21 protein-coding genes and 1 pseudogene are annotated in these 26,134 nt (G+C 65.5%); 13 read left to right on the top strand and 9 right to left on the bottom strand.

The features are described 5' to 3' along the window. Positions 1 to 12 precede the first annotated feature (12 nt). The 3 genes from B7Z66_00765 to B7Z66_00755 form a co-directional block, all read right to left on the bottom strand. Positions 13 to 1,914: a 1-deoxy-D-xylulose-5-phosphate synthase gene (locus tag B7Z66_00765; protein OYV78123.1), complete on the bottom strand. Its 1,902-nt coding sequence runs from the start codon at positions 1,912 to 1,914 to the stop codon at positions 13 to 15. A 73-nt stretch (positions 1,915 to 1,987) separates the two neighbouring features. Then, positions 1,988 to 2,893, bottom strand: a complete 906-nt coding sequence (locus B7Z66_00760) for a (2E,6E)-farnesyl diphosphate synthase (GenBank protein OYV78122.1) — start codon at positions 2,891 to 2,893, stop codon at positions 1,988 to 1,990. Further along, complete coding sequence (locus B7Z66_00755) at positions 2,883 to 3,122, bottom strand: exodeoxyribonuclease VII small subunit (protein ID OYV78121.1); 240 nt, start codon at positions 3,120 to 3,122, stop codon at positions 2,883 to 2,885. Before B7Z66_00755 ends, B7Z66_00760 begins: the two co-directional genes overlap by 11 nt. Positions 3,123 to 3,324: 202 nt before the next feature. On the opposite strand from B7Z66_00755, the gene B7Z66_00750 reads away from it, so the two are divergent. From B7Z66_00750 to B7Z66_00725, 6 genes are all read left to right on the top strand, one after another. Further along, positions 3,325 to 3,744, top strand: a complete 420-nt coding sequence (locus B7Z66_00750; protein ID OYV78120.1) for a rubrerythrin — start codon at positions 3,325 to 3,327, stop codon at positions 3,742 to 3,744. Between the two features lie 123 nt (positions 3,745 to 3,867). Then, a complete protein-coding gene (locus tag B7Z66_00745; protein ID OYV78119.1) occupies positions 3,868 to 5,211 on the top strand; it encodes a Fe-S oxidoreductase in 1,344 nt (447 codons plus the stop codon). A gap of 76 nt (positions 5,212 to 5,287) precedes the next feature. After that, positions 5,288 to 5,872 carry a hypothetical protein gene (locus B7Z66_00740; GenBank protein ID OYV78118.1) on the top strand — a complete coding sequence of 195 codons (585 nt, stop codon included), beginning with the start codon at positions 5,288 to 5,290 and terminating at the stop codon, positions 5,870 to 5,872. Between the two features lie 52 nt (positions 5,873 to 5,924). Further along, entirely contained in the window at positions 5,925 to 6,485 is a 561-nt protein-coding gene (locus B7Z66_00735; protein OYV78117.1) for a hypothetical protein, read from the top strand. Positions 6,486 to 6,512: 27 nt separating this feature from the next. Further along, positions 6,513 to 8,402: a DNA topoisomerase IV subunit B gene (locus B7Z66_00730; GenBank protein OYV78116.1), complete on the top strand. Its 1,890-nt coding sequence runs from the start codon at positions 6,513 to 6,515 to the stop codon at positions 8,400 to 8,402. 121 nt (positions 8,403 to 8,523) lie between these two features. Continuing rightward, positions 8,524 to 10,779 (top strand): DNA topoisomerase IV subunit A, encoded by a 2,256-nt coding sequence (locus B7Z66_00725; GenBank protein OYV78115.1) that lies wholly within the window; start codon positions 8,524 to 8,526, stop codon positions 10,777 to 10,779. 73 nt (positions 10,780 to 10,852) lie between these two features. Here B7Z66_00725 and B7Z66_00720 read toward each other — a convergent pair whose 3' ends face one another. Together B7Z66_00720 and B7Z66_00715 are read right to left on the bottom strand one after the other, a co-directional pair. Continuing rightward, complete coding sequence (locus B7Z66_00720) at positions 10,853 to 11,974, bottom strand: hypothetical protein (GenBank protein OYV78114.1); 1,122 nt, start codon at positions 11,972 to 11,974, stop codon at positions 10,853 to 10,855. Beyond that, positions 11,971 to 13,569: a hypothetical protein gene (locus B7Z66_00715; protein OYV78113.1), complete on the bottom strand. Its 1,599-nt coding sequence runs from the start codon at positions 13,567 to 13,569 to the stop codon at positions 11,971 to 11,973. Before B7Z66_00715 ends, B7Z66_00720 begins: the two co-directional genes overlap by 4 nt. 163 nt (positions 13,570 to 13,732) lie before the next feature. Here B7Z66_00715 and B7Z66_00710 point away from each other — a divergent pair, with 163 nt between their 5' ends. Further along, complete coding sequence (locus tag B7Z66_00710) at positions 13,733 to 14,629, top strand: zinc metalloprotease HtpX (GenBank protein ID OYV78112.1); 897 nt, start codon at positions 13,733 to 13,735, stop codon at positions 14,627 to 14,629. 47 nt (positions 14,630 to 14,676) lie between these two features. Next, positions 14,677 to 15,734: pseudogene (locus B7Z66_00705) on the top strand (hypothetical protein). A 251-nt stretch (positions 15,735 to 15,985) separates the two neighbouring features. Here B7Z66_00705 and B7Z66_00700 read toward each other — a convergent pair. After that, the gene (locus B7Z66_00700; GenBank protein ID OYV78111.1) at positions 15,986 to 18,169 is read right to left on the bottom strand and encodes a hypothetical protein; all 2,184 of its coding nucleotides are present in this window, start codon (positions 18,167 to 18,169) and stop codon (positions 15,986 to 15,988) included. Positions 18,170 to 18,272: 103 nt separating this feature from the next. On the opposite strand from B7Z66_00700, the gene B7Z66_00695 reads away from it, so the two are divergent. Next, positions 18,273 to 18,920 carry a hypothetical protein gene (locus tag B7Z66_00695; protein OYV78110.1) on the top strand — a complete coding sequence of 216 codons (648 nt, stop codon included), beginning with the start codon at positions 18,273 to 18,275 and terminating at the stop codon, positions 18,918 to 18,920. A 22-nt stretch (positions 18,921 to 18,942) separates the two neighbouring features. Here B7Z66_00695 and B7Z66_00690 read toward each other — a convergent pair whose 3' ends face one another. Both B7Z66_00690 and B7Z66_00685 read right to left on the bottom strand, forming a co-directional pair. Next, positions 18,943 to 20,733: a hypothetical protein gene (locus tag B7Z66_00690; protein ID OYV78109.1), complete on the bottom strand. Its 1,791-nt coding sequence runs from the start codon at positions 20,731 to 20,733 to the stop codon at positions 18,943 to 18,945. A gap of 162 nt (positions 20,734 to 20,895) precedes the next feature. After that, positions 20,896 to 21,915 carry an EF-P beta-lysylation protein EpmB gene (locus tag B7Z66_00685; GenBank protein OYV78108.1) on the bottom strand — a complete coding sequence of 340 codons (1,020 nt, stop codon included), beginning with the start codon at positions 21,913 to 21,915 and terminating at the stop codon, positions 20,896 to 20,898. 42 nt (positions 21,916 to 21,957) lie between these two features. Between B7Z66_00685 and B7Z66_00680 the strand changes: the two genes are divergently transcribed. Both B7Z66_00680 and B7Z66_00675 read left to right on the top strand, forming a co-directional pair. Next, positions 21,958 to 22,527, top strand: a complete 570-nt coding sequence (locus B7Z66_00680; GenBank protein ID OYV78107.1) for an elongation factor P — start codon at positions 21,958 to 21,960, stop codon at positions 22,525 to 22,527. 55 nt (positions 22,528 to 22,582) lie between these two features. Next, positions 22,583 to 23,584, top strand: coding sequence for a hypothetical protein (locus tag B7Z66_00675; protein OYV78106.1), 1,002 nt, complete (start codon positions 22,583 to 22,585; stop codon positions 23,582 to 23,584). A 48-nt stretch (positions 23,585 to 23,632) separates the two neighbouring features. Here the strand turns inward: B7Z66_00675 and B7Z66_00670 are convergent, their stop codons facing one another. Further along, entirely contained in the window at positions 23,633 to 24,523 is an 891-nt protein-coding gene (locus B7Z66_00670) for a phosphatidylserine decarboxylase (protein ID OYV78377.1), read from the bottom strand. 299 nt (positions 24,524 to 24,822) lie between these two features. Between B7Z66_00670 and B7Z66_00665 the strand changes: the two genes are divergently transcribed. Further along, a complete protein-coding gene (locus B7Z66_00665) occupies positions 24,823 to 25,752 on the top strand; it encodes a ribosomal protein L3 N(5)-glutamine methyltransferase (protein ID OYV78376.1) in 930 nt (309 codons plus the stop codon). A gap of 39 nt (positions 25,753 to 25,791) precedes the next feature. Next, positions 25,792 to 26,106: a hypothetical protein gene (locus B7Z66_00660; protein OYV78105.1), complete on the top strand. Its 315-nt coding sequence runs from the start codon at positions 25,792 to 25,794 to the stop codon at positions 26,104 to 26,106. Positions 26,107 to 26,134 lie beyond the last annotated feature (28 nt).

Below are 26,134 nucleotides of genomic sequence, written 5' to 3'. Positions count from 1 at the left end.
TAGTTGACAAAATCAGTAAGATATTAATCGACTGCGGGCGGTTTGGCAATGCCCGCCTGCCAGGAAGTCTTCCACCGACTGGCGGATGCCGTCCGCGTCCAGGCCGCAATGGGTCAGTTGTTGCTCGCGGCTGGCGTGATCCAGGAACCGGTCTGGCAGCCCCAGGTGCACCACCGGGACCGTAATCCCGTGCGCGGCGAGACACTCGCTGACCGCGGCGCCAGCGCCGCCGGCCACCACGTTGTCCTCGGCGGTCACCAGGACCTCGTGGGCCGCCGCGAGCCGCAGAATCAGATCGGTATCCAGGGGTTTCACGAACCGCATGTTGGCCACCGTGGCGTCCAGGGCCTCGGCGGCATCTAGGCACGGCGCCAGCAGGGCCCCGAAGGCCAACAGGGCGACCCGGTGGCCGTCTCGGCGCACCTCACCCCGACCCAGGACCAAGGGTTCCAAGGTCGGCGCGATGGGTACCCCAGGACCCTGGCCGCGGGGGTAGCGTACCGCCGCCGGACCCGCGTGTAGAAATCCGGTCGTGAGCATACGCCGGCATTCGTCTTCGTCCGCCGGTGCCATGACCACCAAGTTCGGAATGCAGCGCAGGTAAGTGAGGTCGAAGCTACCCGCGTGGGTGGCCCCGTCGGGTCCTACCAAGCCGGCCCGGTCGATAGCAAACAGGACCGGTAGGTTCTGGATCGCCACGTCATGGATCAACTGGTCGTAGGCCCGTTGCAGGAACGTGGAATAGATGGCCACCACCGGCTTCATGTCGTCGCAGGCCAGCCCCGCCGCCAGCGTTACCGCGTGCTGCTCTGCGATTCCCACGTCGAAGTAGCGACCCGGGAACCGATCCGAAAATTCCACCAGGCCCGAACCCTCGCGCATCGCCGGTGTGATGCCCACCAACGACGGATCCTGGGCGGCCATGTCGCACAGCCACTGGCCGAACACCTGCGTATAGCTTGGGCCTTTGGGCGCACTCTTCGGGATTGCCCCGGTCTCCGGATCGAAGGTCGCGACGCCGTGGTAGGCCAGGGGGTCGCGCTCGGCCGGTGCGTAGCCCTTACCCTTGCGGGTGACCACGTGCAACAGGCGTGGGCCTTCGAGGTCGCGCAGGTTTTTCAGTGTGCGCACCAGGGCCGGCAGGTCGTGGCCGTCGATCGGGCCGATGTAATTGAAGCCCAGCTCCTCAAACAGGGTGCCCGGGACGACCATCCCCTTCATGTGCTCCTCGGCACGGCGCGCAAACTCCCATACCGGCGGCATGTGCCGCAACACCGTCTTGCTGCCCTCGCGCACCGTGGAATAGAGCTTGCCGGACAGGATCCGGCCCAGATATTTTTGCAACCCCCCCACGTTGGGGGAGATGGACATGTCGTTGTCATTCAGTACTACCAGCAGGTCGGCGTGCAGGTCGCCGGCGTGGTTCAGCGCCTCGAAGGCAAGCCCGGCGGTCATGGCGCCGTCACCAATAATCGCCACTGCCTTGCGGCCGCTGCCGGTGCGCCGGGCGGCTAGGGCCATGCCCAGCGCGGCACTGATGGAGGTGCTGGAGTGACCGACGCCGAAGGTGTCGTACGGGCTTTCGGTGCGCTTGGGGAATCCCGACAGGCCACCCTCTTTGCGCAGCGTGCCCATAGCGTCACGGCGCCCGGTGAGGATCTTGTGCGGGTAACTCTGATGCCCAACGTCCCAGACTAAGCGGTCGTTGGGGGTGTCGAAGATATAGTGCAACGCGACGGCCAGTTCCACCGTGCCGAGCCCGGCGGCGAGATGCCCTCCGGTACGGGCCACGGAACGGATCAAGAAGTCGCGCAACTCACGGCCCACGGCCTCCAGCGCCTCTTCCGGTAGCGCGCGCAGGTCCACCGGGCTGTCTATCGCCATCAGGTGGGGATATTGGGGATCGTTGACCATTCAGTATGCACCGGTGAATTCACCATTATTCGCTACTGGGGCGCCCCGGGCAACCAAGTTTTGTCGGGGGCGGTCAGTGATTGCGTTCCACGGTATAGGAAGCGATCCAGCGCAAGGGGTCGGCGCGCCGGTCCAGCGGTGCGAGGGTATCCATGGTCTCGGTAAACAGCTCCTGGGCGCGCTGCTTGGCGGACTCCAGTCCGATTACCGCCGGGTAGGTGGGTTTGGAGCGGGCGGCGTCTGCGCCCTGGGTCTTGCCCAGGATGCCGGTTTCCCCCTCCACATCCAGGATGTCGTCACGAATCTGAAACGCCAGCCCGATACACTTTCCATAATGATCGATTCGTTCCAGCAGCTCGGGGTTGGCCACCGCGGCGCTATGGGCGCCCAGCAGCACGCTGGCACGGATCAGCGCACCGGTCTTGTGGATGTGCATGTCTTCCAGTTGCGCCAGATCGAGAACCCTCCCTTCCGCCGCGAGATCAATGGCTTGTCCTCCCGCCATGCCGCGGGAGCCGGAGGCGGTGGCGAGGGTATCCACCATCTTGAGCCGAGCGTCGCTGGACACCTGCAGCGCGGGGTCATGGCCCAGGACTTGGAAGGCGAGAGACTGGAGGGCATCGCCGGCCAGCAGCGCCGTGGCCTCCCCGAACGCCCGATGGCAGGTGGGTTTGCCGCGGCGCAGGTCGTCGTTGTCCATGGCCGGCAGGTCGTCATGGACCAGGGAATACGCATGGATCAATTCCACTGCACAGGCCGGTCCGTCCAAGACCGCGGCGGGGACATCCAGGGCCGCCCCTGCCGCATACACCAGGGCCGGGCGGATCCGTTTGCCGCTGCCCAGCACCGAATAACGCATGGCTTCGTGGAGATGCGTGGGGTGGGTGTCGGCGGAGGGCAACCAACGCTCCAGGGACCGCTCGACGCGGGCCTGATGGAAGCGCAGCCACTCCTGGAAGGGGTTAGGCTTACTCTTCACTGGAGAACGGGACCACCTCGGAATGGCCCTCTGCCTGGACCAGTTGCTCCACCTTTTGGTCGGCCTCTTTGAGGGCCCGCTGGCAGGCGCGGGTCAATTCGATGCCCCGCTCGAAGTACTTCAGGGACTGTTCCAGGGTAAGTTCACCCTGTTCCATCTGTAGTACCAGTGCCTCCAGTTCCTTGAGGGCATGTTCGAAGTCCAGGGGCACAGCGCTTTTTTTGACCACGGTTGAAACTCCGCGAAACCGGCCCTAAGTTACCCTAGCGTTCCCGCACCGGTCAAATCATGACCCGGGGTCCCGGCCGCCTCTGCCAAGGTTGACAAATATTCTTGATCAGTATACCGTTCTCACACGATTTAGAATCTGTCTAAATCTCATAGACTGCATGGCTTCCGATGCCATGCATCCGTAACGGAGGAAATCCCCGATGAACCTAAAAGGCAGCAAGACCCAAGACAACCTCAAGGCCGCGTTTTCGGGCGAGTCCCAGGCCAACCGCCGTTACCTGTACTTCGCCTCCAAGGCCGACGTGGAAGGCTACAATGACGTGGCGGCCGTGTTCCGCTCCACGGCGGAGGGCGAGACCGGCCACGCGCATGGCCACCTGGAGTATCTCGAACAAGTGGGTGATCCCGCCACCGGTCTGCCCATCGGCGCCACTTCGGCCAATCTGAAGGCGGCCATCGCCGGCGAGACCCATGAGTACACCGATATGTATCCGGGCATGGCCAAAGCCGCCCGGGACGAGGGATTCGACGAGATCGCCGATTGGTTCGAGACCCTGGCGAAGGCGGAGCGCTCCCACGCCAACCGCTTCCAGAAGGCCCTGGACGCCCTGGAGGATTGAGCCATCGTTGCTGCGCGGTGCGGGGTCGGGGAATCCGGCCCCGCACCCCCAGTTGTTGAAGTGATGGGCTGAGCACGCAACAGCGTAGCGCCGTTCCACCGGGCGGCGCGCACGGGAGTCCCTATGTCCAGTACCGAAGGCGTCCGCGAAGGCAGCCTGCAGATGCCACAGCGCCACCCGGTGCCGTGGCACGAACCCGATTTTTATGACGAGCAGTCGCTGCTGGCGGAGATGGAACGTCAGTTCCATATCTGTCACGGTTGCCGGCGTTGTGTGAATCTCTGCCACGCGTTCCCCACTTTGTTCGACCTGGTGGACAACTCCGATACCCTAGAAGTGGACGGCGTTGCCAAATCGGACTACTGGGGCGTGGTGGATCACTGCTATCTGTGCGATCTGTGCTTCATGACCAAGTGTCCCTATGTGCCGCCGCACGAATGGAACATGGACTTTCCGCACCTGATGCTGCGCGCCAAGGCGTTTCGCTTCCAGCGCGGGGAGACGCGGATCCGGGACCGGTTGCTGACCTCCACCGACATGGTGGGCCGTCTGGCCGGCATCCCGGTGGTGGCGCAGACGGTGAACGCGCTCAACCGCAACCGCCCGGCCCGCAAGCTGCTGGAGAAGACCTTGGGCGTGGATGCCGAGGCGCCGTTGCCCCGTTATCAGCCGCATCCGTTCCGCCGCGATGCCGTCCACCGGCCCGTGCTGGAGGCCGCGCCGGAGCCCGCGGGGCCCACCCGCGGACGGGTCGCGTTGTATGTGACCTGCTACGGCAACTACAACGAACCGGGTCTGGCCCAGGACCTGATGGCGGTGTTCGAGCACAACGAAATCCCGGTCCGGGTCGTCGAGCGCGAACGCTGCTGTGGCATGCCGAAACTGGAACTCGGGGACCTGGCGGCGGTGGAACGGCTCAAAGAGGCCAATATTCCGGTGCTCGCCCGGCTCGTCGACGAGGGCTGGGACCTGGTGGCGCCGATGCCCTCCTGTGTCCTGATGTACAAACAGGAACTGCCCCTGTTGTTCCCGGATGACCCTGAGGTCCACAAGGTCCGCGCGGCGATCTTCGATCCGTTCGAGTACCTGGTGTTGCGTCATCGGCATGGCAAGCTCAAAACCGATTTCCGCAACCCCCTGGGGAGCATCGTCTATCACGCCGCGTGCCACGTGCGGGTGCAGAACGTGGGGCTCAAGACCCGCGAAGTCCTGTCCCTGGTTCCGGACACCCGCATCGAAGTCGTTGAACGGTGCTCGGGCCACGATGGCACCTACGCGGTCAAGCGGGAGACCCGCGCGATGGCGGTGAAGATCGGCCTCCCGGTGGTCAAGCGCGTGCAGCAGGCCGCGCCGGACCACTATTCCAGCGACTGCGCCCTGGCCGGGCACCATATCGGGGATGGTCTCGGCAACGGCCGCGCCCCCGAGCACCCCTTGCGCCTGCTCCGGCTGGCGTACGGCATCTGAACCGATGGGCCGCGGCGCGCCGTGCGCAGCGGCGGCCGGTCTACGCAGCGCGCCGGGCCCCTTTGGGAGACTACTTATGCAAAAGCTGACCCGTGAAGATCTGTACGCGCTGGAACGTTATGCGGAATTACGTCCCGGATTCCGCGCCCAGGTGATCGAACACAAACGCCACCGTCAGGTCGCACTGGGACCCAGCTTGGCCCTGCTGTTCGAAGACCGTTTGACGATCCAGTATCAGATCCAGGAAATGCTCCGGGTGGAACGGATCTTCGAGGTGGCGGGGATCCAGGATGAGCTGGACGCGTATAACCCACTGATTCCGGACGGGGCCAACTGGAAGGCCACCATGATGGTGGAATTTCCCGACGAGGACGAGCGCAGACGCCAACTGGCGCGTCTAGTCGGCATCGAGGACCGGGTCTGGGTGCGCGTATCGGGGTTCGAACCGGTCTACGCCGTCGCCGACGAGGACATGGAGCGGGCTACCGAGGAGAAGACCTCCGCGGTACATTTCCTGCGCTTTGAACTGGATGCGCCCATGGTCGCCGCGATCAAGGGGGGGGCCGCCCTGGCGATCGGAGTGGCGCATGAACACTACGACCATACCGTGGACCCGGTCCCGGGGTCGGTTCACGCGGCGCTGGTGCGGGATCTCGCTTGACGCGCGGGCCGTGCCGCGCCGGCCTTGAGTTCCGGGCGCTGGTTCGCGGACAATGGCGCGCGTGAAGCACTACACTTGTCTCAAGATTACCCGCTGGACGACCCCGTGTCTGCTGGCCGTTGCCCTGCTGGGGACCGGCTGTTCCGGCGTGCAAGTGGGCGCACCATTCCTGGCGCCGGTGCCGTTCAAGGAACAACCGGTGGTTTTACCTCCGTATCCCGCCGCCGCGGCGTTCCTGCCGGTGCCGGTACGATCGGTTGGCACCGGCTTCGGCTATGCCCTGGACCCCGGGTCCGTCTCCCGCGGCACGGACGGGGTCATGCGTTACATCGTGGCGCTGACCTCCGCCAGCGGCGTGCGCAATGTGTTCTATGAGGGACTGCGTTGTGACACGGCGCAGTATCGGACCTACGCCTTCGGGAGCAGCACGGGCCGGTTCCGCCGTATCGGCCATTCCCGCTGGCGCTCGGTGACCCGGGATGGCACGGGGGCGTATCGCTGGGTCCTGTACCGGGAGTATCTGTGTGACTCTTATGGCCTGCCGCGGAATCCGGACGCGGTCCGTCAACGGCTGCGCTACCCGGGGTCCGCATCCGTCTCCGACGTGCCCTGACCCAGGTCCATACAAGGTTTTTCCCGCATGAGCAGTGTGTACGACGCGTCCGCCATCGAGGTGCTGAGCGGCCTGGATCCGGTCCGCCGGCGTCCGGGTATGTTCACCGAGACCAGCCGCCCGAACCATCTCGCCCAGGAGGTCATCGACAACAGTGTTGATGAGGCGATCGCGGGACACGCCCGTGAGATCGCGGTGATCCTGCACGAGGACGGCTCTCTGGAGGCGCGCGATGACGGGCGCGGCATGCCCGTGGACCTGCATCCGGTGGAAAAACTCCCGGGCGTTGAGGTTATCCTCACTAAGTTGCACGCCGGCGGAAAATTTTCCAACAAAAATTACCAGTTTTCCGGGGGCCTGCACGGCGTGGGCGTGTCCGTCGTTAACGCGCTCTCCAAGCGCCTGGAGGTCTGGGTGCGGCGCGGCGGCGCCGAATATCATATGGCGTTTGCCGGCGGCAACAAGACCTCCGAGCTGACCGAGATCGGCAAGGTTGGCCGCAACAGCACCGGAACCACCGTGCGTTTCTGGCCGGATCCGTCCTACTTCGACTCCGTCAAGTTCTCGATGCCGCGCCTCAAGCATGTGTTGCGGGCGAAGGCGGTGCTGTGTCCCGGCCTGCGGGTCCAGTTTCGCGACGCGACGAGTGGCGAGCAGATCGAATGGTGTTACGAGGACGGGTTGCGCCAATACTTGGCGGACGCCCTGGAGGGTGCCGAGCGGCTGCCGGAGGAACCGTTCACCGGCAGCTTGGCGGCGGAGCGGGAGGCGGCGGAGTGGGCCGTAGTCTGGTTGCCGGAAGACGGCGAGCCGGTGACGGAGAGTTACGTGAATCTGATTCCCACCGTCCAGGGGGGCACCCACGTCAACGGTCTGCGCACCGGTCTGACGGAGGCGATCCGCGAGTTCTGCGAGTTCCGCAACCTGCTGCCACGCGGGGTGCGGGTGACCCCGGAGGACGCCTGGGAGCGGGTCAGCTATATCCTTTCGGTGAAGCTTCAGGAGCCGCAATTCACCGGCCAGACCAAGGAGCGTCTCTCGTCCCGGGAATGCGCGGCGTTCGTCTCGGGGGTAGTAAAGGATGCCTTCAGCCTGTGGTTAAACCAGCATACCGACGCCGGCGAGCGTATCGCGCAACTGGTCATCCAGAATGCGCAGGCGCGTTTGCGCGCCGGAAAGAAGGTGCTGCGCAAGAAGATTACCAGCGGACCGGCGTTGCCCGGAAAGCTGGCGGACTGCACCGCCCAGGACCCGAACCGCACGGAACTGTTTCTGGTGGAAGGGGACTCAGCGGGCGGCTCCGCCAAGCAGGCGCGGGACAAGGAGTTCCAGGCGGTGATGCCGCTGCGGGGCAAGATTCTCAATACCTGGGAGGTGGCGTCGGATCAGGTGTTGGCGTCGCAGGAGGTGCACGATATCTCCCAGGCGATCGGCGTGGAGCCGGGCTCCGGGGACCTCAGTGGTTTGCGCTACGGGAAAATCTGTATCCTGGCGGACGCCGACTCCGACGGCAAACACATCGCCACGCTCCTATGCGCGCTCTACGTACGGCATTTCCGCACGCTGGTGGAGACGGGCCACGTGTTCGTGGCGATGCCGCCCTTATATCGCATCGACGTCGGCAAGGAAATCTTCTATGCCCTGGACGATGCCGAGCGCCAGGGAATCCTGGATCGCATTGCCGCCGAGAAGCTCAAGGGCAAGGTCAGTGTCACGCGCTTCAAGGGCCTGGGCGAGATGAACCCCATGCAGTTGCGGGAGACCACCATCGCGCCGGATACCCGTCGTCTGGTGCAGCTGACCCTGGAAGCAGGAGACGAGACCGATCCGCTCCTGGACATGTTGTTGGCCAAGCGCCGGGCCGCAGACCGCAGGGCTTGGCTGGAGCAGAAAGGGGATCTGGCGCAGGCCGAGTAAACCCGGCGCAGTCCGCGGCGGACTCCGGGGTCCATGGCGGCGCCCGCGGTCCGCGCTGGCCGGCCAGCGCCGCCGATCCGTGTACCATCGAGCACCCGTAGCCACAGGAACCCGCTGACTCATGCCGAATACTCATCAGCCCTACGCACCGGAGGGGGTGGAGCGCATCCCGCTGCGGCTCTTCACCGAGAGCGCTTACCTGGACTATTCCATGTACGTGGTGCTGGACCGTGCGCTGCCTTTCGTTGGCGACGGGCTCAAGCCCGTGCAACGACGCATCATTTATGCGATGTCGGAACTCGGCCTCGCCGCGGGGGCAAAGCACAAGAAGTCGGCCCGCACCGTCGGAGATGTGATCGGAAAATTCCATCCCCACGGGGATAGCGCGTGCTACGAGGCCATGGTACTCATGGCCCAACCGTTCACTTATCGTTATCCCTTGGTAGACGGTCAGGGAAACTGGGGCTCTCCGGACGATCCGAAGTCCTTCGCGGCCATGCGTTACACGGAGGCGCGGCTGACGCTGTTCTCCGAGTTGCTGCTCCAGGAACTTGGGCAGGGGACGGTGGATTGGACGCCCAATTTCGATGGGACCCTGGACGAGCCGGTCACCCTGCCGGCGCGTCTGCCCAATGTGCTTCTCAATGGCGCTACTGGCATCGCGGTGGGCATGGCCACCGATATTCCCCCCCACAACCTACGCGAGGTGGCGAGCGCCTGCGTGCGCCTGCTCGACGACGCCAAGGCGGACGTGGATCAATTGTGTGAGCACATCGCGGGGCCCGATTTCCCCACCGAGGCGGAGATCATCACCGGGTCCGAGGAGATCCGGCAGATGTACCGAACCGGCACCGGCAGCGTGCGGGCGCGCGCCCGCTACGAGGTCGAGGGCGGCGAGATCGTAGTCACGGCGTTGCCGTTCCAGGTATCCGGCAACCGTGTGCTGGAGCAGATCGCCGGGCAGATGCAGGCGCGTAAACTGCCCATGGTGGAGGACCTGCGCGACGAGTCCGATCACGAAAATCCGACCCGGCTGGTGATCGTGCCCCGCTCCAGCCGTGTGGACGTGGAGCCGTTGATGGCGCATTTGTTCGCCACCACCGACCTGGAACGCAGCTACCGGGTGCAGTTCAACGTGATCGGGTTGGACGGGCGACCCCACACCCGCGACCTGCGCGGCCTGCTGTTGGAGTGGCTCGAATTCCGTACCGCCACGGTGCGCCGACGTCTGGAGTACCGACTCGACAAGGTTCGGCAGCGCCTGCATCTGCTGGACGGACTGTTGATCGCCTATCTCAACATCGACGAGGTGATCGCCATCGTGCGCAACGAGGACCACCCCAAGGCGGCGCTGATGGCGCGCTTTGGGCTGTCGGATCTCCAGGCCGAGGCGATTCTGGACCTCAAACTACGCCATCTGGCGCGGCTCGAAGAGCAGAAGATCCGCGGCGAACAGGACGAGTTGGCGCGGGAGCGGGACGGTTTGGAGCAGATCCTGGGCTCGAAGCGGCGTCTGAAGACGTTGATCCGAGCAGAGCTCATCGAGGATGCGGAGCGTTTCGGGGACCCGCGCCGTTCCCCCGTGGTGATCCGCCGCTCTGCCCAGGCCTTTGACGAGACCGCTTTGATACCCAGCGAGCCGGTGACCGTGGTGCTTTCCAAGCGCGGCTGGGTGCGGGCCGCACGGGGCCACGACGTGGACCCGGCGACCCTGGGCTACAAGGCGGGCGACGGATTCTGCGCCGCCGCCCAGGGCCGTACCCATCAGCTCGCGGTGTTCCTGGGATCCACGGGGCGCAGTTTTGCCCTGCCCGTCCATGGCCTGCCCTCGGCGCGGGGGCAGGGCGAACCCTTGAGCGGGCGGCTGAACCCCCCGGATGGGAGCACCTTCGCGGGGCTCCTGTTGGGCGATGCTGACAGCCATTATGTGTTGTCCACCAGCGCCGGATACGGTTTCGTGGCGCGCTTCGCGGACCTGGTGACCCGCAACAAGTCCGGCAAGGTGGTGCTGTCAGTGCCCGAAGGGGCCGATGTCCTGGTGCCGTATCCGGTGACCGATCTGGCGGCGGATCTCATCGCCGCGGTTTCCAACAGCGGCCACCTGCTGGTGTTTCCCGCCGCCGACCTTCCGCAGATGGCGAAAGGCAAGGGCAATCGGATCCTGGACATTCCAGCGCAGAAACGACGAAGCGGGGAGGAGCGGATGGTGGCGGCGGCCAGCGTTCCTGTCGGCGGTAGTCTAGTGCTGGTCTGCGGCAAACGTCAGCTCACCCTCAAACCCGCCGATTTGAAACACTATCAGGGCGAGCGCGGCCGTCGGGGTCGCATGCTGCCCCGGGGGTTCCAGCGGGTGGACACGGTGGTGGTGGATGTCTAGGCACGATTCGCTGCAGCTCAAATTCTTCACCGGGCTCCCGTGGTTACTGCCGCCCGCGCTGGGTCGGCGCCGGTCAATGGACCGGCGGGGGTGCCGATGACGGGGTTGGCGGGGCTGGCTTCGCACTCTGTTCCTGGAGCTCGCGCAATTTGTTCAGTACCCGTTGTGCCCGCTGCACATTGGCGCGCGCCTGCTGCTGTTCGGGATCCAGCGCCAGCACCGCATCCCACACGTCCTTTGCCTTCTGGATCTTTCCCTCCCGGTACAGCATATTGCCCTGATCCAGCAGTTGTTGGATCCGGACCGCTACCGCCTCGTCCAGGGCACGCTTGAGCCGCGCGAGCTCCTGGTTACCCTTATCCAGCGCCATCAGTTTCGTGAGACTAACGCGTGCTTGTTGCCACTCCCCGTTGGCGATCGCGTCCTGGACCAGGTTTCTGAGGTCGGCTTGGCGTCGACGTAGAGCCTCTTCCAGACTGCGCTGCTTTTCCAGCGCCTCCTGGCGGGCGCGATCCGCGGATTTCTCCGCGAGTTGCCCCAACGCCTGGCGCACCGCGGGCGTATCCTGAAGTTGCTGGGCGAGAGTCAGGCAGCGGCTGGCCTCGCTCAGATGATCCGCGCGCAGGGCATCACGCCCGCATGCCGTGAGGCCTTCCGCGGCATTTTGGCGTTCGAACTCCAGCTGTTTAATCCGCAACTGGTCCAACAGGCTGAACGGCGCGATCCGTTTCAGTTCTTCGCGGGCGGGCAGGGCCGTGTTGAGCCACTGCCCCCAGGCGACGAGCAGATCGCGGTCGATCTCCTGGATGCGGCGCACACGGCGTTCGTGCAGGGTATCCAGGGCGCTGCGCAGCGGCGCACCCGGGTAACGGCCGAGGGCATCGCGAAGGGTCTTCTCGGCGTGGCGCCAGTTACCCGCCCGCTCCTCCCGGTGCGCTGCTTCGAGCTGTTGTTGTTCATAGCGCTCCGCCTGTGCCTGCGCCTGCAGGCGCATGACCCGCAACGTCGCGGCGTCAGGTGTTCCGGCTGGGATGTTCTGGAGCGCGGCGAGGGCCTGACCGTACTGCTGATGGGCGAGTAGGTGCGCGATGTGTTGCGGTGTCGGGCGCTGGGCGGTGAGGGTGCCGAACTGCGCGCAACCGGCGAGCAGGACCAGGATCAGCACGGAACCGGACCGGCATATCCAGCGGATCATGCCTGGGCCTCCGTCGCCTCCGCGTCAGCATTCTCCCGCAGCAGCGACTCGATACGCCGGCCCATGGCCTTGCGGTAGCGCGGGGTGACGTCCCGCACCAGGTAGGTGTTCACCGGCCGCGAGATGCCACGTAGGTGTATCGAGCGGTGTTCGCGTACCCGCACGCGATTTGCGACCTCCGGCTGCGCCAGCACCTCGCCGCTGATGGCGATCGTGCCGGGCTCTGCCACCGAGCACAGGCGTGAGGCCAGATTCACTGCATCGCCGACGACCGTGTACTGCATCCGTTCCCGGGTCCCGATATTGCCGGCCAGCATGTCGCCGGTGTTCACGCCTATGCGAAGTCGTACGGGCGGAATGCCGGCCGCGGAACGCCGCTGATTGAGCCGCTCCATCAGGCGCTGCAGGAGCACGGCGCAACACAGCGCACGAAACCCGTGACGGTCGTCCTGTTCCTGGACCCCGAAAATCAGCATCGCGCAATCGCCGATGTATTTATCCACCATGCCGCCGTAGATTTCCGCGATTCGGCTGGTATAGGAATAGAACTCGTTCAGCAGGTCTGCCACATGCGTGGGGTTCATTCGCTCCGACAGGGCGGTGAAGCCCACAATGTCGGCGAACACGACGCTTGCGTGCACGTGCTGACCGCCGAGTTTGACCTGTTCCAGGTCCGATAGCACCGCCTGTGCTACGGAGCGTGATACATAGCGGCGGAACACGCTCTCCACCTGAGCCTTTTGCAGCAGGCCTTCAGCCATCTTGCTGAAGGAGTTCATGAGATAACCGATTTCATCGTGTCGCCGCTCCAGAAAGCGAAAATCGTAGTGGCCCTGCCCGAAGGCGCGGCTCGCGTCCATCAGGTTGATGATGGGGCGGGAAAGCTTGCGCCCCATGACATAAGACATGGCCAGACCCAGCAGTATCATAAATACGGTGGCGGTAACGATGGCGCGCACGGACTCGCCGACGGCCTGGGTCATGGCCTCGCGGCTGAAGCTGATGAGCACGTAGCCCGCCACGACGTTCTTGAATCGCACCGGGCTCAGAAAGGATACCGCGTCCACCCGGGTGCCGGCCGGACGTGCCCAGCGCCAGTCGAGTTCGTGGGGTTTCCCGTCCAGGAAATTTACGACACGGCCCGCGAAGGGCGCGTCGGTCGTGAACGGGGTCACGCCGGCGTGGGCCATCACGGTTCCGCCGTTGGAGAAGATCGCGGTCCCGAGGACATTGGCTCCGTTGGACAGGTTGGTGGCCAGGACCTCCAGCCCCAGTGTATCGTTGGCCAGTAAGGGTTCCTTGGCGGATTCCGCCATCTGCTGTACCACGGTGCGGCCGAAGGTGTCGATCTGGGCCCGTAACAGGCGCGTCTGGTTGCTGATGATGATAGATCCGAGCAGGGCCATGCCAAGGGTGATCAGCAGGGCAATGACGAACGCCAGCTTGTAGGCAATCGGCGCGTGACTGGGCCGCAGTTTTCGGACCTGCGCCAGCAGCTTTGTGATCCAGGGGCGCCGTGCAGGTTCGCACGGCACCGGCGACGGCGGGTCGGTCCCGGCGTCGGGTGATCGTTCCAGCTTTGGTGGACCAAGCATACGGTTGCCCTACCCCCTGGGGCGGAAGGTGGATGGCCCCCGCTCGCGGGCTAGAGCATACCATGGGCATGGTGATCCACGGCGCAGACGACGCCCTTGAAGGGGCGCCGTGCGTCCCAATATCACAATGTGTTGGTGGTTGCGTCCGGGGAGACATAAGCCTGTGAAACGAATATGGTTATTTCTGGCTACCAACCTGGCCATCGTGATCCTGCTGGGTGTTACTCTGCAGGTGCTCGGGGTCGACGAACTGCTGGCGCGCCACGGCGTTGGGGGGCACTACAACGGACTGTTGGTGTTCGCCGCGCTGTTTGGGATCGGCGGCGCATTCGTGTCTCTGGCGCTGTCGAAATGGACCGCTATACGGACGACCGGCGCGCGGGTGATCGGGCCGCCTCAAAACCCGGCCGAGGCTTGGTTGGTCGACACGGTGCGCAGGCTGGCGCGGGAAGCGGGCATCGGCATGCCCGCGGTGGCGGTGTTCGACTCCGCGGAGATGAACGCGTTCGCCACCGGCATGCGCCGAGACCATGCGTTGGTCGCGGTGAGTGCGGGGCTGCTGATCGGTATGGAGCGGGACGAAATCGAGGGCGTACTCGGGCACGAGGTGAGTCATATCGCCAATGGGGACATGATCACGTTGGCGCTGATCCAAGGGGTGGTCAATACCTTCGTGATCTTCCTCTCTCGGGTGGTCGGTCAGGTAGTGGACCGGGTGGTGTTCCGGGTCGAGCGCGGCTACGGGCCGGCGTATCTGTTTACGGTGATTGCCGCCGAGCTGGTACTCGGGTTTCTGGCGAGTCTTATCGTATTCTGGTTTTCACGCCACCGTGAATTCCGTGCCGACGCCGGCGGCGCCCGGCTCGCGGGACGGGAGAAGATGATCGCGGCGCTGCTGCGTCTGCAGTCCGGCGCACATCATGGGCGCCTGCCTGATCGGATGGCCGCGTTCGGTATCTCCGGCCGGGTCGGTAGCGGATTCGCGCGGTTGTTCATGACCCATCCTCCCCTCGAAGAGCGGATCGCAGCTTTGCGGGCCGGGCGGACAACGGAGACCTGAGCAGGTACAATCTTGGACCCCGTTTCCCCAGGCAAGGAAGATCCTCTGTGTCTCTGATCCGACCGTTACGCGGACTGCGCCCGGCACCGGGCCGCGCGCCCGACGTGCTCGCGCCACCCTATGACGTGGTTAGTTCCACGGAGGCTCGCCGCATGGCCGATGGGCATCCGTGGAGCTTCCTGCATATCTCCAAGGCCGAGATCGACCTGCCGGAGAGCCAGGACCCGCATTCCCCCGAGGTCTACGCCAAGGCTGCGGAGAACTTCGACGCGTTGTTGAGCGCCGGCGTGCTGACTCGTGATCCGGAACCCGCCTACTATGTCTACCGCCTGCGGATGGGCGACCATGAACAGACCGGCGTGGTCGTGGCGGCGGCGGTGGCGGCGTATCGGGAAAACCGCATCCGGCGCCACGAGTTCACACGCCCGGACAAGGAAGACGACCGGGTCCGGCAGATCGAGGCCCTGAACGCCCAGACCGGCCCGGTCCTGTTGGCCTACCCCCGGGCGCCGGAAGTGGATGACCTGCTGCAACAGGTGACCTTAGGTGCCCCTGAGGTCGATCTGGAAGCCGCGGATGGGGTGCGCCACATCCTGTGGCCCATGGCAGAGGCGGGTTGGTGCGCGCAGATTACCCGCTGCTTTGAGGCGATGCGAGTCCTCTACATCGCCGATGGTCACCATCGATCGGCGGCCGCGGAGCGCGTCGCGCGGACGCGGGCCGCCGCCGATCCCGGTCACTGCGGGCAAGCGAGCTACGACGCCTTTCTGGCAGTGGCGTTTCCCGCCCACCGCATGCGGATTCTCGACTACAACCGGGTCGTCAAGGATCTCAATGGACTGGCGCCGGACGACTTTCTGGCGCGGCTCTCAGAGCGTTTCTCGGTGGCGCCGGCGCCGGACGCGGTTGCGCCGCGCCGGTCCGCGGTCTCCAGGAACTGGAACGGCGCGTGAATAGCGGGGGCATGGCCGCCGCCTTTGCGCTGCGCCCCACCCCCATGGAGGCACTGATGGCGGTGGCGGACGCCGGGGAAGTCATGCCGCCCAAGTCCACCTGGTTCGAGCCCAAGCTGGCCGATGGGCTGGTCTCCCACGTTTTGGATTGACGCGCATGCTCGAGCACCGGCACAACCACGCGACGTAGCGTTAGTCCGCACCACGCGCGGGGCGGCGGCGGGTCGCCTCGCAGCAAGCCCCTGCACATCCAGGCGGTGCTGGACTGAACGACGGGCGGTGCTGGATGTGGCCCGCGGATCCAGTTCGCCTGGGAGAGCGCCCGGCCCGCGGGGGTGCGACCCTTAACCGCGCCGGGGGTCCTGCGAGTAGCGCGGGTAGACCGGAGGCTGAAAACCGCCCGCTAGAGCACGCCTTCGCTGAAGTCATAGCCCAGGGTGGTATCGGGCTCCTGCAGGAAGTAGCCTTGGATATAGTTCACCCCGCATTGCCACAGTACCGCCAGCGTGCCGGCGTCCTCCACCCACTCGGCTATCGTCAGCTTGCCCATGGAATGCGCCATGTCGGTAATGGACTTCACCGTGTCCTGGGTTTCTGTATTTTCCGCCAGGTCGCGCATGAAAGTGCCGTCGATCTTGAGATAGTCCGCCGGCAGGTGTTTTACCAGGTTGAACGAATTCAGCCCGCTGCCGAAGTGTTCCAGGGCCAGACCGCAATGCAGCTCCCGGGTGCGTTTGACCAGCGTTTTGGCAGCCTTGAGATGGGTGAAGGCCACCGACTCGGATAGCTCCAGGACCAGGCCGTCGCCGGGCAACCGGTGCTCTTTCAGGAGATCGCTGAGCCACGGAACGAGGGTCTCGTCTGTGATGGATGCCGCCGCGAGCTTGACAAAGAACCGGGTGTGGATGCCGGCCTGCAAACGTTGGGCGAGTACCTCGACAGCATGGCTGAAAACCCAGCGATCGACGGTGGTCATCAGCCCGGCCTGTTCGGTCGGTGCCAGGAAATCGTTGGGCGGAATTTCCTGCCCGTTCTCGTCCACCATGCGCAGCAAGACTTCGTACATCTCGTTCGCGTCCCCGTGCAGACTGACGATCGGCTGATAGACGAGTCGGAACCGGCCGTTGTCCAGGGCGGCCTGGATGCGTTCGGTCCACTGCTGCTGCTTTTCCTTGCCGGAGCGTTGTTCGGCCGCTGCGTTGAATATTTCGATGCAGTTGCCGTTTGCGGCCTGGGCCTTCGCGCAGGCCAAGTCGGCTTGTCCGAGGACCTCCTGAGTGCCGCCAGTCTCATCGTTAATCCGGCTGATGCCGATGCTGCAAGTGGTGGTCACCGAACTGGTGCCCACCTCGGAGATATGATCGGAGACCGCGCTGCGGATCGATTCCGCCAGCGCATGGATTCCATCGGGGTCGGCCTGGCCGGTGAGCAGCGCGAAGGTGTTGTCGCCGAAGCGCGCGAGGACGTCGCCCTCGGGAACCCGCGATTGGAGTAGTTTGGCCAAATCGCCCACCACCAGGTCGCTTGCGGCAATGCCCACCTGCTCCTTAATGGCCCTGAAGTCATCCAGCACGATCTGCAGCAGTGCACTGGCGGTGCCCTTGGTCCCAGCGCGGGATACCGCTTCGTCCAAGGTATCCATGAAGAACTGCCGGTTGTACAGTCCGGTCACCAGATCCTTCATGCTCAGTTGTTTGATTTTCTGTTCCAGTTCCTTCTGATCCAACTGGCTGCGGATGATGATCTGCGTGCAGGCCTCGCCTTCGACGCTCGCCGCTGCCAGCTCCAACAGCGCATCGAAGGTGTTTCCGTCCGGCAGCAGGCCGTGCAATTCGATCTGGCCAGCGACGTCGCCCGTTCCGTGATTGCGCAGAAACTCCTTGAAGCGGCTGTGATCGTCGGGGGCCACCATGTCCATGATCGGCGTACCTTCCAGCTCCTCGAAGGCGTTGTAGCCGAACAGCTCCAGGTACGCACGGTTGGCGTAGACGTGCATGCCTTCATGGACATAGGCGATAGCATCCCGGGAACTCTCGAGCAACGCGTGGCAGCGCTTCTCGCTCTCACGCAGGGAAGCATCGTTGCGGCGTAGCGCGCGCTGCGCATGTATGAATTCCAATTCCCGGTTTACCACGAGCTGAAGATGTTCGGGCTGCTCCTTGGAGACCAGATCCCGGGCGCCGGCACGCAGGGCTTCCACGACGGCGCCCTCGTCGCCCCATCGGGCGGCACTTGCGATTACGGGTATGGTCTTACCGGTCTCAGCCAGGAATTCCATGACTTCGTTGAGTCCGAAGTCCGGGAGTTCCGTGGAGCAGATCACCAAGTCGGGGATCTGGTCTTTGAGGGCTGCCTGCAGGTCCTCGGCGTCCTCAACGCTGCTGGCGCGCACCGCATGCCCTGCGTTGCGCAAGACGCTGGTGATGATCTCGGCATCGTTGAGGGAGGTTTCGACGATCAGCAGGCGAAGTACGTTTTCCTTATCCACCATAGGCTCCTGACGACCCTGCCGCACGCGCCGCCGGCCGTGATCGCCGCCCCCCACAGGGGCAGGCGGGCCGCGGTCTCCCATCGTGGCGCCGCTCATCTATATTCGGCCGCCTGGGAGCTTACTTGAACCATGAGACGGGGCGACGGCCGGCATCGGCGCGTGGCCCGGGCGGTTCCCCGCACCGCCCATTCCTGCTAGGATGGAATTGGCTTTTCCCAAAGGATTTTCTGTAGGGGATTGCCGGGAATTGTTGGACCGGGTTCGTGGTATTTCCGCAGGCCCTGAAGGGGGCGCCGCAGGTGATGTGAGCGCAGCCGTGAAGACCCAGGACATTATCGTCAGGCCGGAGACCGGGGGCGACGTCAAGGCGATCGACGTGGTCAATTTGAGCGCGTTTGAAGGGGAAAAGGAAGCCCAACTCGTTACCCTCATGCGCCAATTGCCGGGCTTTGTCCCGGCGCTGTCGCTGGTGGCGGAGTTGCATGGCCGCATCGTGGGCCACGTACTCCTCACCAAGGTTCCGCTGCAAAAGGACGGGGGCCGCGCATCGAAGGCACTCGCCCTGGGCCCCATGTCGGTGGTGCCGTCCCAGTCCCACCGCGGCATTGGTTCCGTGCTGATCAAGGCCGCGGTGGAACAAGCCCGCGGGCTCGGTTTCGACGCCATCGTGGTCGTCGGCCATCCCGAATACTACCGGCGTCTGGGATTCGAGCCGGCGCAGAAATGGGGCCTGTCCTGCAATCTGCGTGTTCCGGAGGATGCGGTCATGGCCCTGGAACTGCAGGCGGGCACCCTTCAGGACGGTGGCCGCGCCGTCTACCCGGATCCCTTCTCGAAGATCTTCTGATCGACAGCCTTGCTGTGCCCATTCACAGAATCGGCCAAAGGGACTCGAAGTCCGTGTCGGAACCGGTGCGATCCCGGGGTACTCCGGTCTCTTCCGGGTCGAATAGAAATTGGGCGAACAGGCCGGTATCTTCCAGCAGTCCGGTGAGCCGGATGCGCGCCTCTCCGGTGGCGGTGACCAGGGTAAGGGTGTCTTCGATGGCGTGGACACCGGGCGCAGTGATCAGGCTGGGCGGTTGCCGGACCGGCTGGATCCCCGGCAGGTACAGGGCCCGATGATGAGGCTGGGCCGTGCGCGGGTGGGCCGTGACACGCAGGGCCCCGGCTTGGGCCCCGGGGGACAGCAACTGGATCCCGATCTCCAGGCCATCGGGTCCTTGGGCCAGCATCCAACGGATTACCCCTACGTTCCAGCGCAGGGCACACCCGGGGCTTTGATGTCCCACCGCGACCAATTCCCCCACCAGCACCTGGGAGGGGCCGTGGCCCCATAGCAGGCAGCAGCCGCCGGCGCTGAGGTTTTTCATGCGCCATACCGGGGTCGTGCGTTCCAGCTCATCGGGACTCGGGGTCAGCATGACGGTGACCGCGGCCGAACCGCGCTTGGGATCCACCCGTTCGTACACCATGTCCCACACGTCCGGGGTCTCACCGACCCGGTCCGGCAGGACCTTGCTGGTGAACCGGGCGCGGGTATCGACGATCGCCCCTGGTGCCAGACCGCAGCGCGGTACCGCTCCTGTCACATCGTGCCCGCCGGTCTTGCATAGACCGTGATGAACCGCGTGCAGACCGATAATGACCGGGGCATCACTGGCCTGGGTCGTGCGGGTGAAGCTGCGCTTGGAGATCAGGCCCCATACCGGTGCCAACCGGCGCAGCATCCCGAGGTCGAGAGGATCCCGGCGCGCGGGTTGCGCCGGCTGTTCCTGGAGGCGTTCCATTTCGTGCTGCAGCTGTGTCACCAACGCGCGGGTGTCCAGTGCCCGGCAGGTATCCAGGTCGCCAGCGGGGACCGCCCGGAGATAAGTGGGCGGCTGGTCCGCATCGGGGTCCACCACGAACCCGCTGCCCCCCGCCGCGCGGGCGCTGCCCACAGCCCCGAGCCGCGCACTGCCGGCCCAGCCTTCGAGGAGCGTATCGAGGCGCGCGTGTTCCCCCTGGCGCAGGCGGTAGGGACAGGCAGCCGCCAGTAGCAGAACCCGCTGGTAGGCATCCCGCGGAGTCCCCGTGGACACTGCGTGGTACTCCGAATCGGGCACGGAAGTCCCCTGAACCCCATGGACTTCCGCCAGTTCATGCAATGCGTGGATCTCGCGCCATACGCCTATAGGGGCCGGTGTATAGGCCCGGTAGGATCGGAGCAGCACCCCCGTCAGGTAGCGCAGCGCGCGTTGAACGGCGGTGGCCAGTAGTTGGGGATCGGGGTTCGGAGTCCCGGCGCTGTCCAGGGTCACGATCTTGTAGCCGGTGGCCATCTCCAATTGCAGGGCCCGGCAAAGCTCGGCGATCTTCCGCTGTTTGGGGGACAGGGGGTGACTCTGGTGGGCATAGTGTCTGGACAGTGCGTCGTCCGCAAAGCGTAGAGGTTCACGAAACTGTTCCAGGGCGCCGAACCGCTCTGTGGGCCGCGCCTCCAAACGGTTGATGTCCTGCAGTGCATGGAACACGCGCCGTGCGGTCTCGCCGACGCTAGCCAGGGGCAGCGCCTGGATCCATTCGGCAACTTGGCGCGGGCGCAGATCGAAGGCGCCGGAGGCCGGTGGTGTGCGATCGGGTACGCGCAGTACCGTCAGAGGTGGTACATGGGCCATGCGGGCGCCTTTCTCTCGGTGGCTTGGTGACAGCGGCGGGGCCAACGGGGTTATCGGACCCGCGGCGGTAGGCTTAAGGGTGCGGGAGGGTGGGGCGTCTAACGGCTTGTAGGATTTGAGTTTGCTCGACTGCGGCAGATGCACACCGGTGAGCAATGCGGGTTAGAGGGGGATGGGCAGTTTGGCGGGGGCGCCGGGGAGTTCTCGGACCAGACGGGGGACCAGATAACCGGGCAGGCGGGCAGTTATTTCCCGGTGGATGCCCTGGGCGACGGGGTCCGGTACGGCGAAGTGGGCGGCACCGGCCACCGGATCCAGGGCGTGCAGGTAATAGGGGAGGGTGCCGGCATCGAACAGGGCTTCGCTGAGGGAGATCAGGGTGGTGGCGTCATCGTTGACGCCCCGCAGCAGGACCGATTGGTTTAGGAGGGTGACCCCAAAATCGGTCATCCGTCGCAGGGAGTCGCGCACCGCGGCGTCGATTTCGTTGGGGTGATTGACGTGTACCACCACCACGGTGCGCAGTGGGCTGTGCGCCAACCATCCCCCCAGGGCGTCGTTGACCCGTTCCGGTACCACGATGGGCAGTCGTGTATGGATCCGCAGGCGCCGCAGATGGGGGATGGCGGCGAGCGCGGCGGCCAGTTCCGCCAGGGGCTCGTCCCCAAGGCTGAGGGGGTCGCCGCCGCTTAGGATGACCTCCCGTAGACTGTCGTCGGCACGGACCTGCGCCAGTGCTGCTTCCCAGTGCCGTCCGGAATGATGCTCCCCATAGGGGAAGTGGCGCCGGAAACAGTAGCGGCAGTGCACCGCGCAGGCGCCGGTGGCGATCAACAGGGCGCGACCCTGATATTTTTGCAGCAAGCCCGGTGCGATGGCCGCCGCTGCCTCCTGGAGGGGGTCCGCCTGGTAACCCGGGGTGGGCACGGTCTCGTCGTCCAGGGGCAATACCTGACGCAACAGCGGGTCGCGGGGATCCCCGTGCCGGATCCGGCGCAGGTACGGGTGCGGAACGCGCAGGGGGAAGAGGCGCGCCGCGGCCTGCGCGCCGGGCAACCAAGCCGGATCCAGGCCGAGCAGTTGCAGCAGTTCGCCGGGATCGCGCACAGCGCGCGCCAACTCCCGTTGCCACGGGGGTGTCTGCCCGGGGACCCTGGTTCGCGTTATGATGTGCACCCGCATACTCCAATGACAATCGATACTACGGCTTGGAACGGAGACGTAATGGCCACCTATATCACCAATGAGTTCAAGTCCGGGCTCAAGGTCATTCTTGACGGCGATCCTTTCGCGATCATTGAAAACGAGTTTGTCAAACCCGGCAAGGGGCAGGCATTCAGCCGGGTGAAGCTGCGCAACCTGAAGACCGGGCGCGTGGTGGACCGGACCTTCAAATCCGGGGATACGGTCGAGGCCGCCGATGTCGTGGAAGTAGGCATGCAGTACCTCTATAACGACGGCGAATTCTGGCATTTCATGAAGTCGGACACCTTCGAGCAGTACGCGGCGGATGCGACCGCGATCGGCGATGGGGCCAAGTGGTTCAAGGAACAAGACCTCTGCACCCTGACGCTGTGGAACGATACGCCCTTGACGGTCACGCCGCCCAATTTCGTAGCGCTCCAGGTGACCGACACCGACCCCGGAGTGCGCGGGGATACCTCCGGGGGCGGCGGAAAACCCGCGACCCTGGAGACCGGCGCGGTGGTCCGTGTGCCCCTGTTCATCGACGTGGGCGAGACCATCCGGGTGGACACCCGCACCGGCGAGTACGTGGCCCGGGTCAAGGGATGAGGGACGGCGGTGTGCCGCGCCGCGATCACACCCCGGGCCGCCAGAGGCTGCGGGGGTGAGCGAGACCGGCGCGGCCGATTGGCGGCCGAGTGCCTCCTTGGAGGTGTTGCGGCTGCGTGCCGACTTGCTGGCCCGTATCCGGGATTGGTTCGCCGAGCGGGGCGTTTGGGAGGTGGAAACCCCGGCCCTGTCCGCCGCCGCAACCACGGACCCCCAGATTCACAGCTTCGCGACCCGCTATGCCGGACCCGGGGCGGGGCGGGCCGGTCGCACTCTATATCTGCACACCTCCCCCGAGTTTGCCATGAAACGCCTGCTGGCTGCGGGTAGCGGTTCCATTTATCAGGTCTGCAAGGTGTTTCGTGCCGCGGAGGCGGGATCCCGCCATAACCCCGAGTTCACGCTGGTGGAATGGTATCGGGTGGGATGGGACCACCTGCGCCTCATGGAGGAGGTGGCGGCGCTGGTGGCGGCGCTGGTGGGGCCGCGGTGTCTCCTGGGTCCCAGCGAGCGCCTCACTTACCGGGAGGCGTTCCAGCGTCACGCCGGGATCGATCCCGACCAGGCCACAGTGCCCGAGTGGCGGGCCTGCGCGGCGCGCCACGGTATCCAGTTCAGCGCCGCGGAACCGGCGCGCGAGGCGGAGTCCTGGGCGGATCTGCTGCTCAGCCAAGTCGTGACACCCGGCCTGGGCCAGGGCCGGATCAGCTTCGTCCACGACTTCCCCGCCGCGCAGGCGAGTCTCGCCCGGGTGCGTCCGGACACCCCACCGGTAGCCGAGCGTTTTGAGGCCTTTTTGGACGGCATGGAACTGGCCAACGGGTTCCACGAACTCACCGACCCCGTGGAGCAGCGTCGGCGTTTCGTCCGCGACCAGCAGCATCGGGCCGCCGCTGGAGACTTGGCGATTCCAACGGACGAACGCCTGTTGGCGGCCCTGGAGGCGGGATTGCCGGCTTGCGCCGGGGTGGCACTGGGGTTCGACCGCTTGGTCATGGTGGCGGCCGGGGTCCGGCGGATCGCCGCGGTGTTGGCGTTTCCGGTGGACCGCGCCTGACGCGGGTGCCGGTTGGTGTAGGCGTGTGCGAGCGCGGCGTTCCCGGTTTCAGGCCGCGGACCCCTGGGCGCCGCCCACGCGCCGTCCGACGGGCTCGCCGACCCGCACCGGTGCCCCGGTCTCCAGGGCCGGGGCCCATTCTACCCGGCCCCGGGGAAACAGCAGGATTACCGTGGAACCCATGCCGAAGTGGCCCATCTGCGCCCCGCGCGCCAGGGTGGGTGCCTGGGCGTTCGTGTCCGGGTAGCGCCGAACCCGGGGCTGCCGGCCGTAGGGATAGCTGGCGGGTCCGCCCCACACGGTGTCGATGAATCCCACCAGCATGGCCCCCACTAGCACGATGGCCATGGGGCCGGCGGGAGTGTCGAACAGACTGGCCACGCGCTCGTTGCGGGCAAACAGCCGGGGGATGCTGCGGGAGCTGGCGTCCGAGACACTGAACAAGCGCCCGGGGAGGTACACGCTTTCCCGCAGGGTGCCGAGCTGCGGCATATGGACCCGGTGGTAGTCGCACGGCGCCAAGTAGATGGTCAGGAATGCGCCGCCCCGGAACGGTGCCGCACGTTGTTCCGACCCACCCAGGAGATCCACTGCCGAATAGGCGCGGCCCTTGGCCTGGAGCAGCCGCTCCCCGTCCAGAGTGCCGAATTCGCTGACGCGCCCGTCCGCGGGGCTCACCAGGGTCTCGGGGTCCGCCGCCAGGGGCCGCACGCCGGGGCGCAGCGCCCGGGTGAAGAAGCTGTTGAAGTCCAGGTAGGCCGCGGGGTCCCGATCCCGCGCTTCCCCCAGATCCACCCGGTAGTGACGCACGAACCAGCGGATCAGGCGGTCCTTCACGAACCGGTTGCGGCTGCGGGTGATGCGGTACACCAGCCGGCTCAGGGTGTGTTGCGGCAGCAGGAATTGATGCGCCACCCGCAGCGTGGAGACGGCTGGAATCCCGCTCACCGGGGACCAGACCCGCGGCGGGCGTGCGGTGGATGCCCCAGTGGGGAACCTCCCGGAGAGGAGGTGATCGGGGTCCGCCGGCGGCCGGAATCCCGGGTATAGTAGTTCTGGCCCGGGATCGAAGGGCACCGGACCCTGGTGGTGGCGGTCGAGGATGCATGCCGGCGCGGGCGGGTGCTGGGTCGGAGGACCATGGACATGTCAGGATTATGCCACAGGGCTGGGGGTTGGGCGGGGAACCTGGTGTGGCACGGCCGCGCGCCGCGGCGTGGGATGCTCATGAGGTGTGCATGACGGACGAAGATATCATCGGTTTGCGTACCCTGCGCGATTTTATCCGCTGGGGTGCGAGCCGTTTCAACGCTGCGGGGTTGGTGTTCGGGCACGGCACCGACAATGCCCTGGATGAGGCGGCGCTATTGGTGTTGCATGCCCTGCACCTGCCACCGGATCTGCCGTCCGATTACCGGGACACCGCGCTTACCGACACCGAGCGCCGCGCAGTGGCGGTGGTTCTCGAACGCCGGATCCGCGAGCGCGCGCCCGCCGCCTACTTGACCGGCGAGGCGTGGTTCGCCGGGTTGTGCTTCGAAGTGGACGAACGGGTGCTGGTTCCGCGCTCGCCCATTGCCGAGCTGATCGAGCAGGGATTCGAGCCCTGGTTGGCGCAGATCCACGTGCGCCGCATCCTGGACCTGGGTACCGGCAGCGGCTGTATCGGCATTGCGTGCGCCCTGGCTTTCCCAGAGGCGGAGGTGGATCTGGCGGACGTTTCGCAAGATGCCCTCACTGTGGCTCAACACAACGTACTCCGCCACGGCCTGGAGGGTCGGGTGCGCACCGTGCACTCCGATCTGTTTTCCGCGTTGCGCGGGCGCTATGACCTGATCGTGAGCAATCCCCCGTACGTGAGCGCGGCGGAAATGGACACCTTGCCGGAGGAGTACCGTCGCGAGCCCGCCCTGGGGTTGGCCGCGGGCCCCGCGGGGCTCGATTTCGCCCTGCGCATCATGAGGGAGGCGCCCCGCCACCTGGAGGAGCCGGGGCTGCTGGTGGTGGAGGTGGGCGGTGCCGCTGCGGCATTGGAAGCGCAGCTGCCCGAGCTTCCGTTCCTGTGGCCGGAATTCCAACGCGGTGGCGATGGGGTGTTTGTGCTGGGCTCCGCCCAGTTGCGAGAATATTCCAGCCGGGTCCAGCCCGGGGCCGGCGACGCCGCGTGAGCCCCGGGGCCCGAGTGCAACAACGGTAGCGGAGGGGTTATGCAGCGGCCGAGGACAGCCAAGGAATACTTTGAACTGGTGGACCAGACCCTGTTCGAGATCGAGGAGTTGCGCTGGTCCGCGGAGTACGACGCGGAAGATCTGGGAGGCGCGCTGAAGTTCCTGGACCCGCTGGAGGCGGAGGTGCGCAAGCTGCGCGCCCAGATGCTGGACGGCACCTATCATTTTGGAAACGCCGATCTGCAGTTCATGGAGATCGTCGCGCAACAGAATACCGCGCTGCTCCCGTTCAAGTCCCTGCTGCAGAGCATCAATCAGACGCACAAGCATGGGCTGCTGGTGGACGAGGAATAGTCGGTCCCGTTGACCTCCATCAAGGCCC

The organism is Chromatiales bacterium 21-64-14 (assembly GCA_002255365.1).
GTDB lineage: Bacteria > Pseudomonadota > Gammaproteobacteria > 21-64-14 > 21-64-14 > 21-64-14.
The sequence above is the reverse complement of the archived record's forward strand: the minus strand, read 5'-3'. Positions and strand labels throughout refer to the sequence as shown.

Bases quoted from the DNA above. Each gene is read 5' to 3' on its own strand.
- B7Z66_00665 (OYV78376.1), top strand. From the start codon at position 24,823: ATGACGGACGAAGATATCATCGGTTTGCGTACCCTGCGCGATTTTATC.
- B7Z66_00735 (OYV78117.1), top strand. From the start codon at position 5,925: ATGGCGCGCGTGAAGCACTACACTTGTCTCAAGATTACCCGCTGGACG.
- B7Z66_00750 (OYV78120.1), top strand. From the start codon at position 3,325: ATGAACCTAAAAGGCAGCAAGACCCAAGACAACCTCAAGGCCGCGTTT.
- B7Z66_00720 (OYV78114.1), bottom strand. From the start codon at position 11,974: ATGATCCGCTGGATATGCCGGTCCGGTTCCGTGCTGATCCTGGTCCTG.
- B7Z66_00695 (OYV78110.1), top strand. From the start codon at position 18,273: ATGGAATTGGCTTTTCCCAAAGGATTTTCTGTAGGGGATTGCCGGGAA.
- B7Z66_00685 (OYV78108.1), bottom strand. From the start codon at position 21,915: ATGCGGGTGCACATCATAACGCGAACCAGGGTCCCCGGGCAGACACCC.
- B7Z66_00740 (OYV78118.1), top strand. From the start codon at position 5,288: ATGCAAAAGCTGACCCGTGAAGATCTGTACGCGCTGGAACGTTATGCG.
- B7Z66_00680 (OYV78107.1), top strand. From the start codon at position 21,958: ATGGCCACCTATATCACCAATGAGTTCAAGTCCGGGCTCAAGGTCATT.
- B7Z66_00745 (OYV78119.1), top strand. From the start codon at position 3,868: ATGTCCAGTACCGAAGGCGTCCGCGAAGGCAGCCTGCAGATGCCACAG.
- B7Z66_00715 (OYV78113.1), bottom strand. From the start codon at position 13,569: ATGCTTGGTCCACCAAAGCTGGAACGATCACCCGACGCCGGGACCGAC.
- B7Z66_00660 (OYV78105.1), top strand. From the start codon at position 25,792: ATGCAGCGGCCGAGGACAGCCAAGGAATACTTTGAACTGGTGGACCAG.
- B7Z66_00700 (OYV78111.1), bottom strand. From the start codon at position 18,169: ATGAGCGGCGCCACGATGGGAGACCGCGGCCCGCCTGCCCCTGTGGGG.
- B7Z66_00730 (OYV78116.1), top strand. From the start codon at position 6,513: ATGAGCAGTGTGTACGACGCGTCCGCCATCGAGGTGCTGAGCGGCCTG.
- B7Z66_00690 (OYV78109.1), bottom strand. From the start codon at position 20,733: ATGGCCCATGTACCACCTCTGACGGTACTGCGCGTACCCGATCGCACA.
- B7Z66_00765 (OYV78123.1), bottom strand. From the start codon at position 1,914: ATGGTCAACGATCCCCAATATCCCCACCTGATGGCGATAGACAGCCCG.
- B7Z66_00725 (OYV78115.1), top strand. From the start codon at position 8,524: ATGCCGAATACTCATCAGCCCTACGCACCGGAGGGGGTGGAGCGCATC.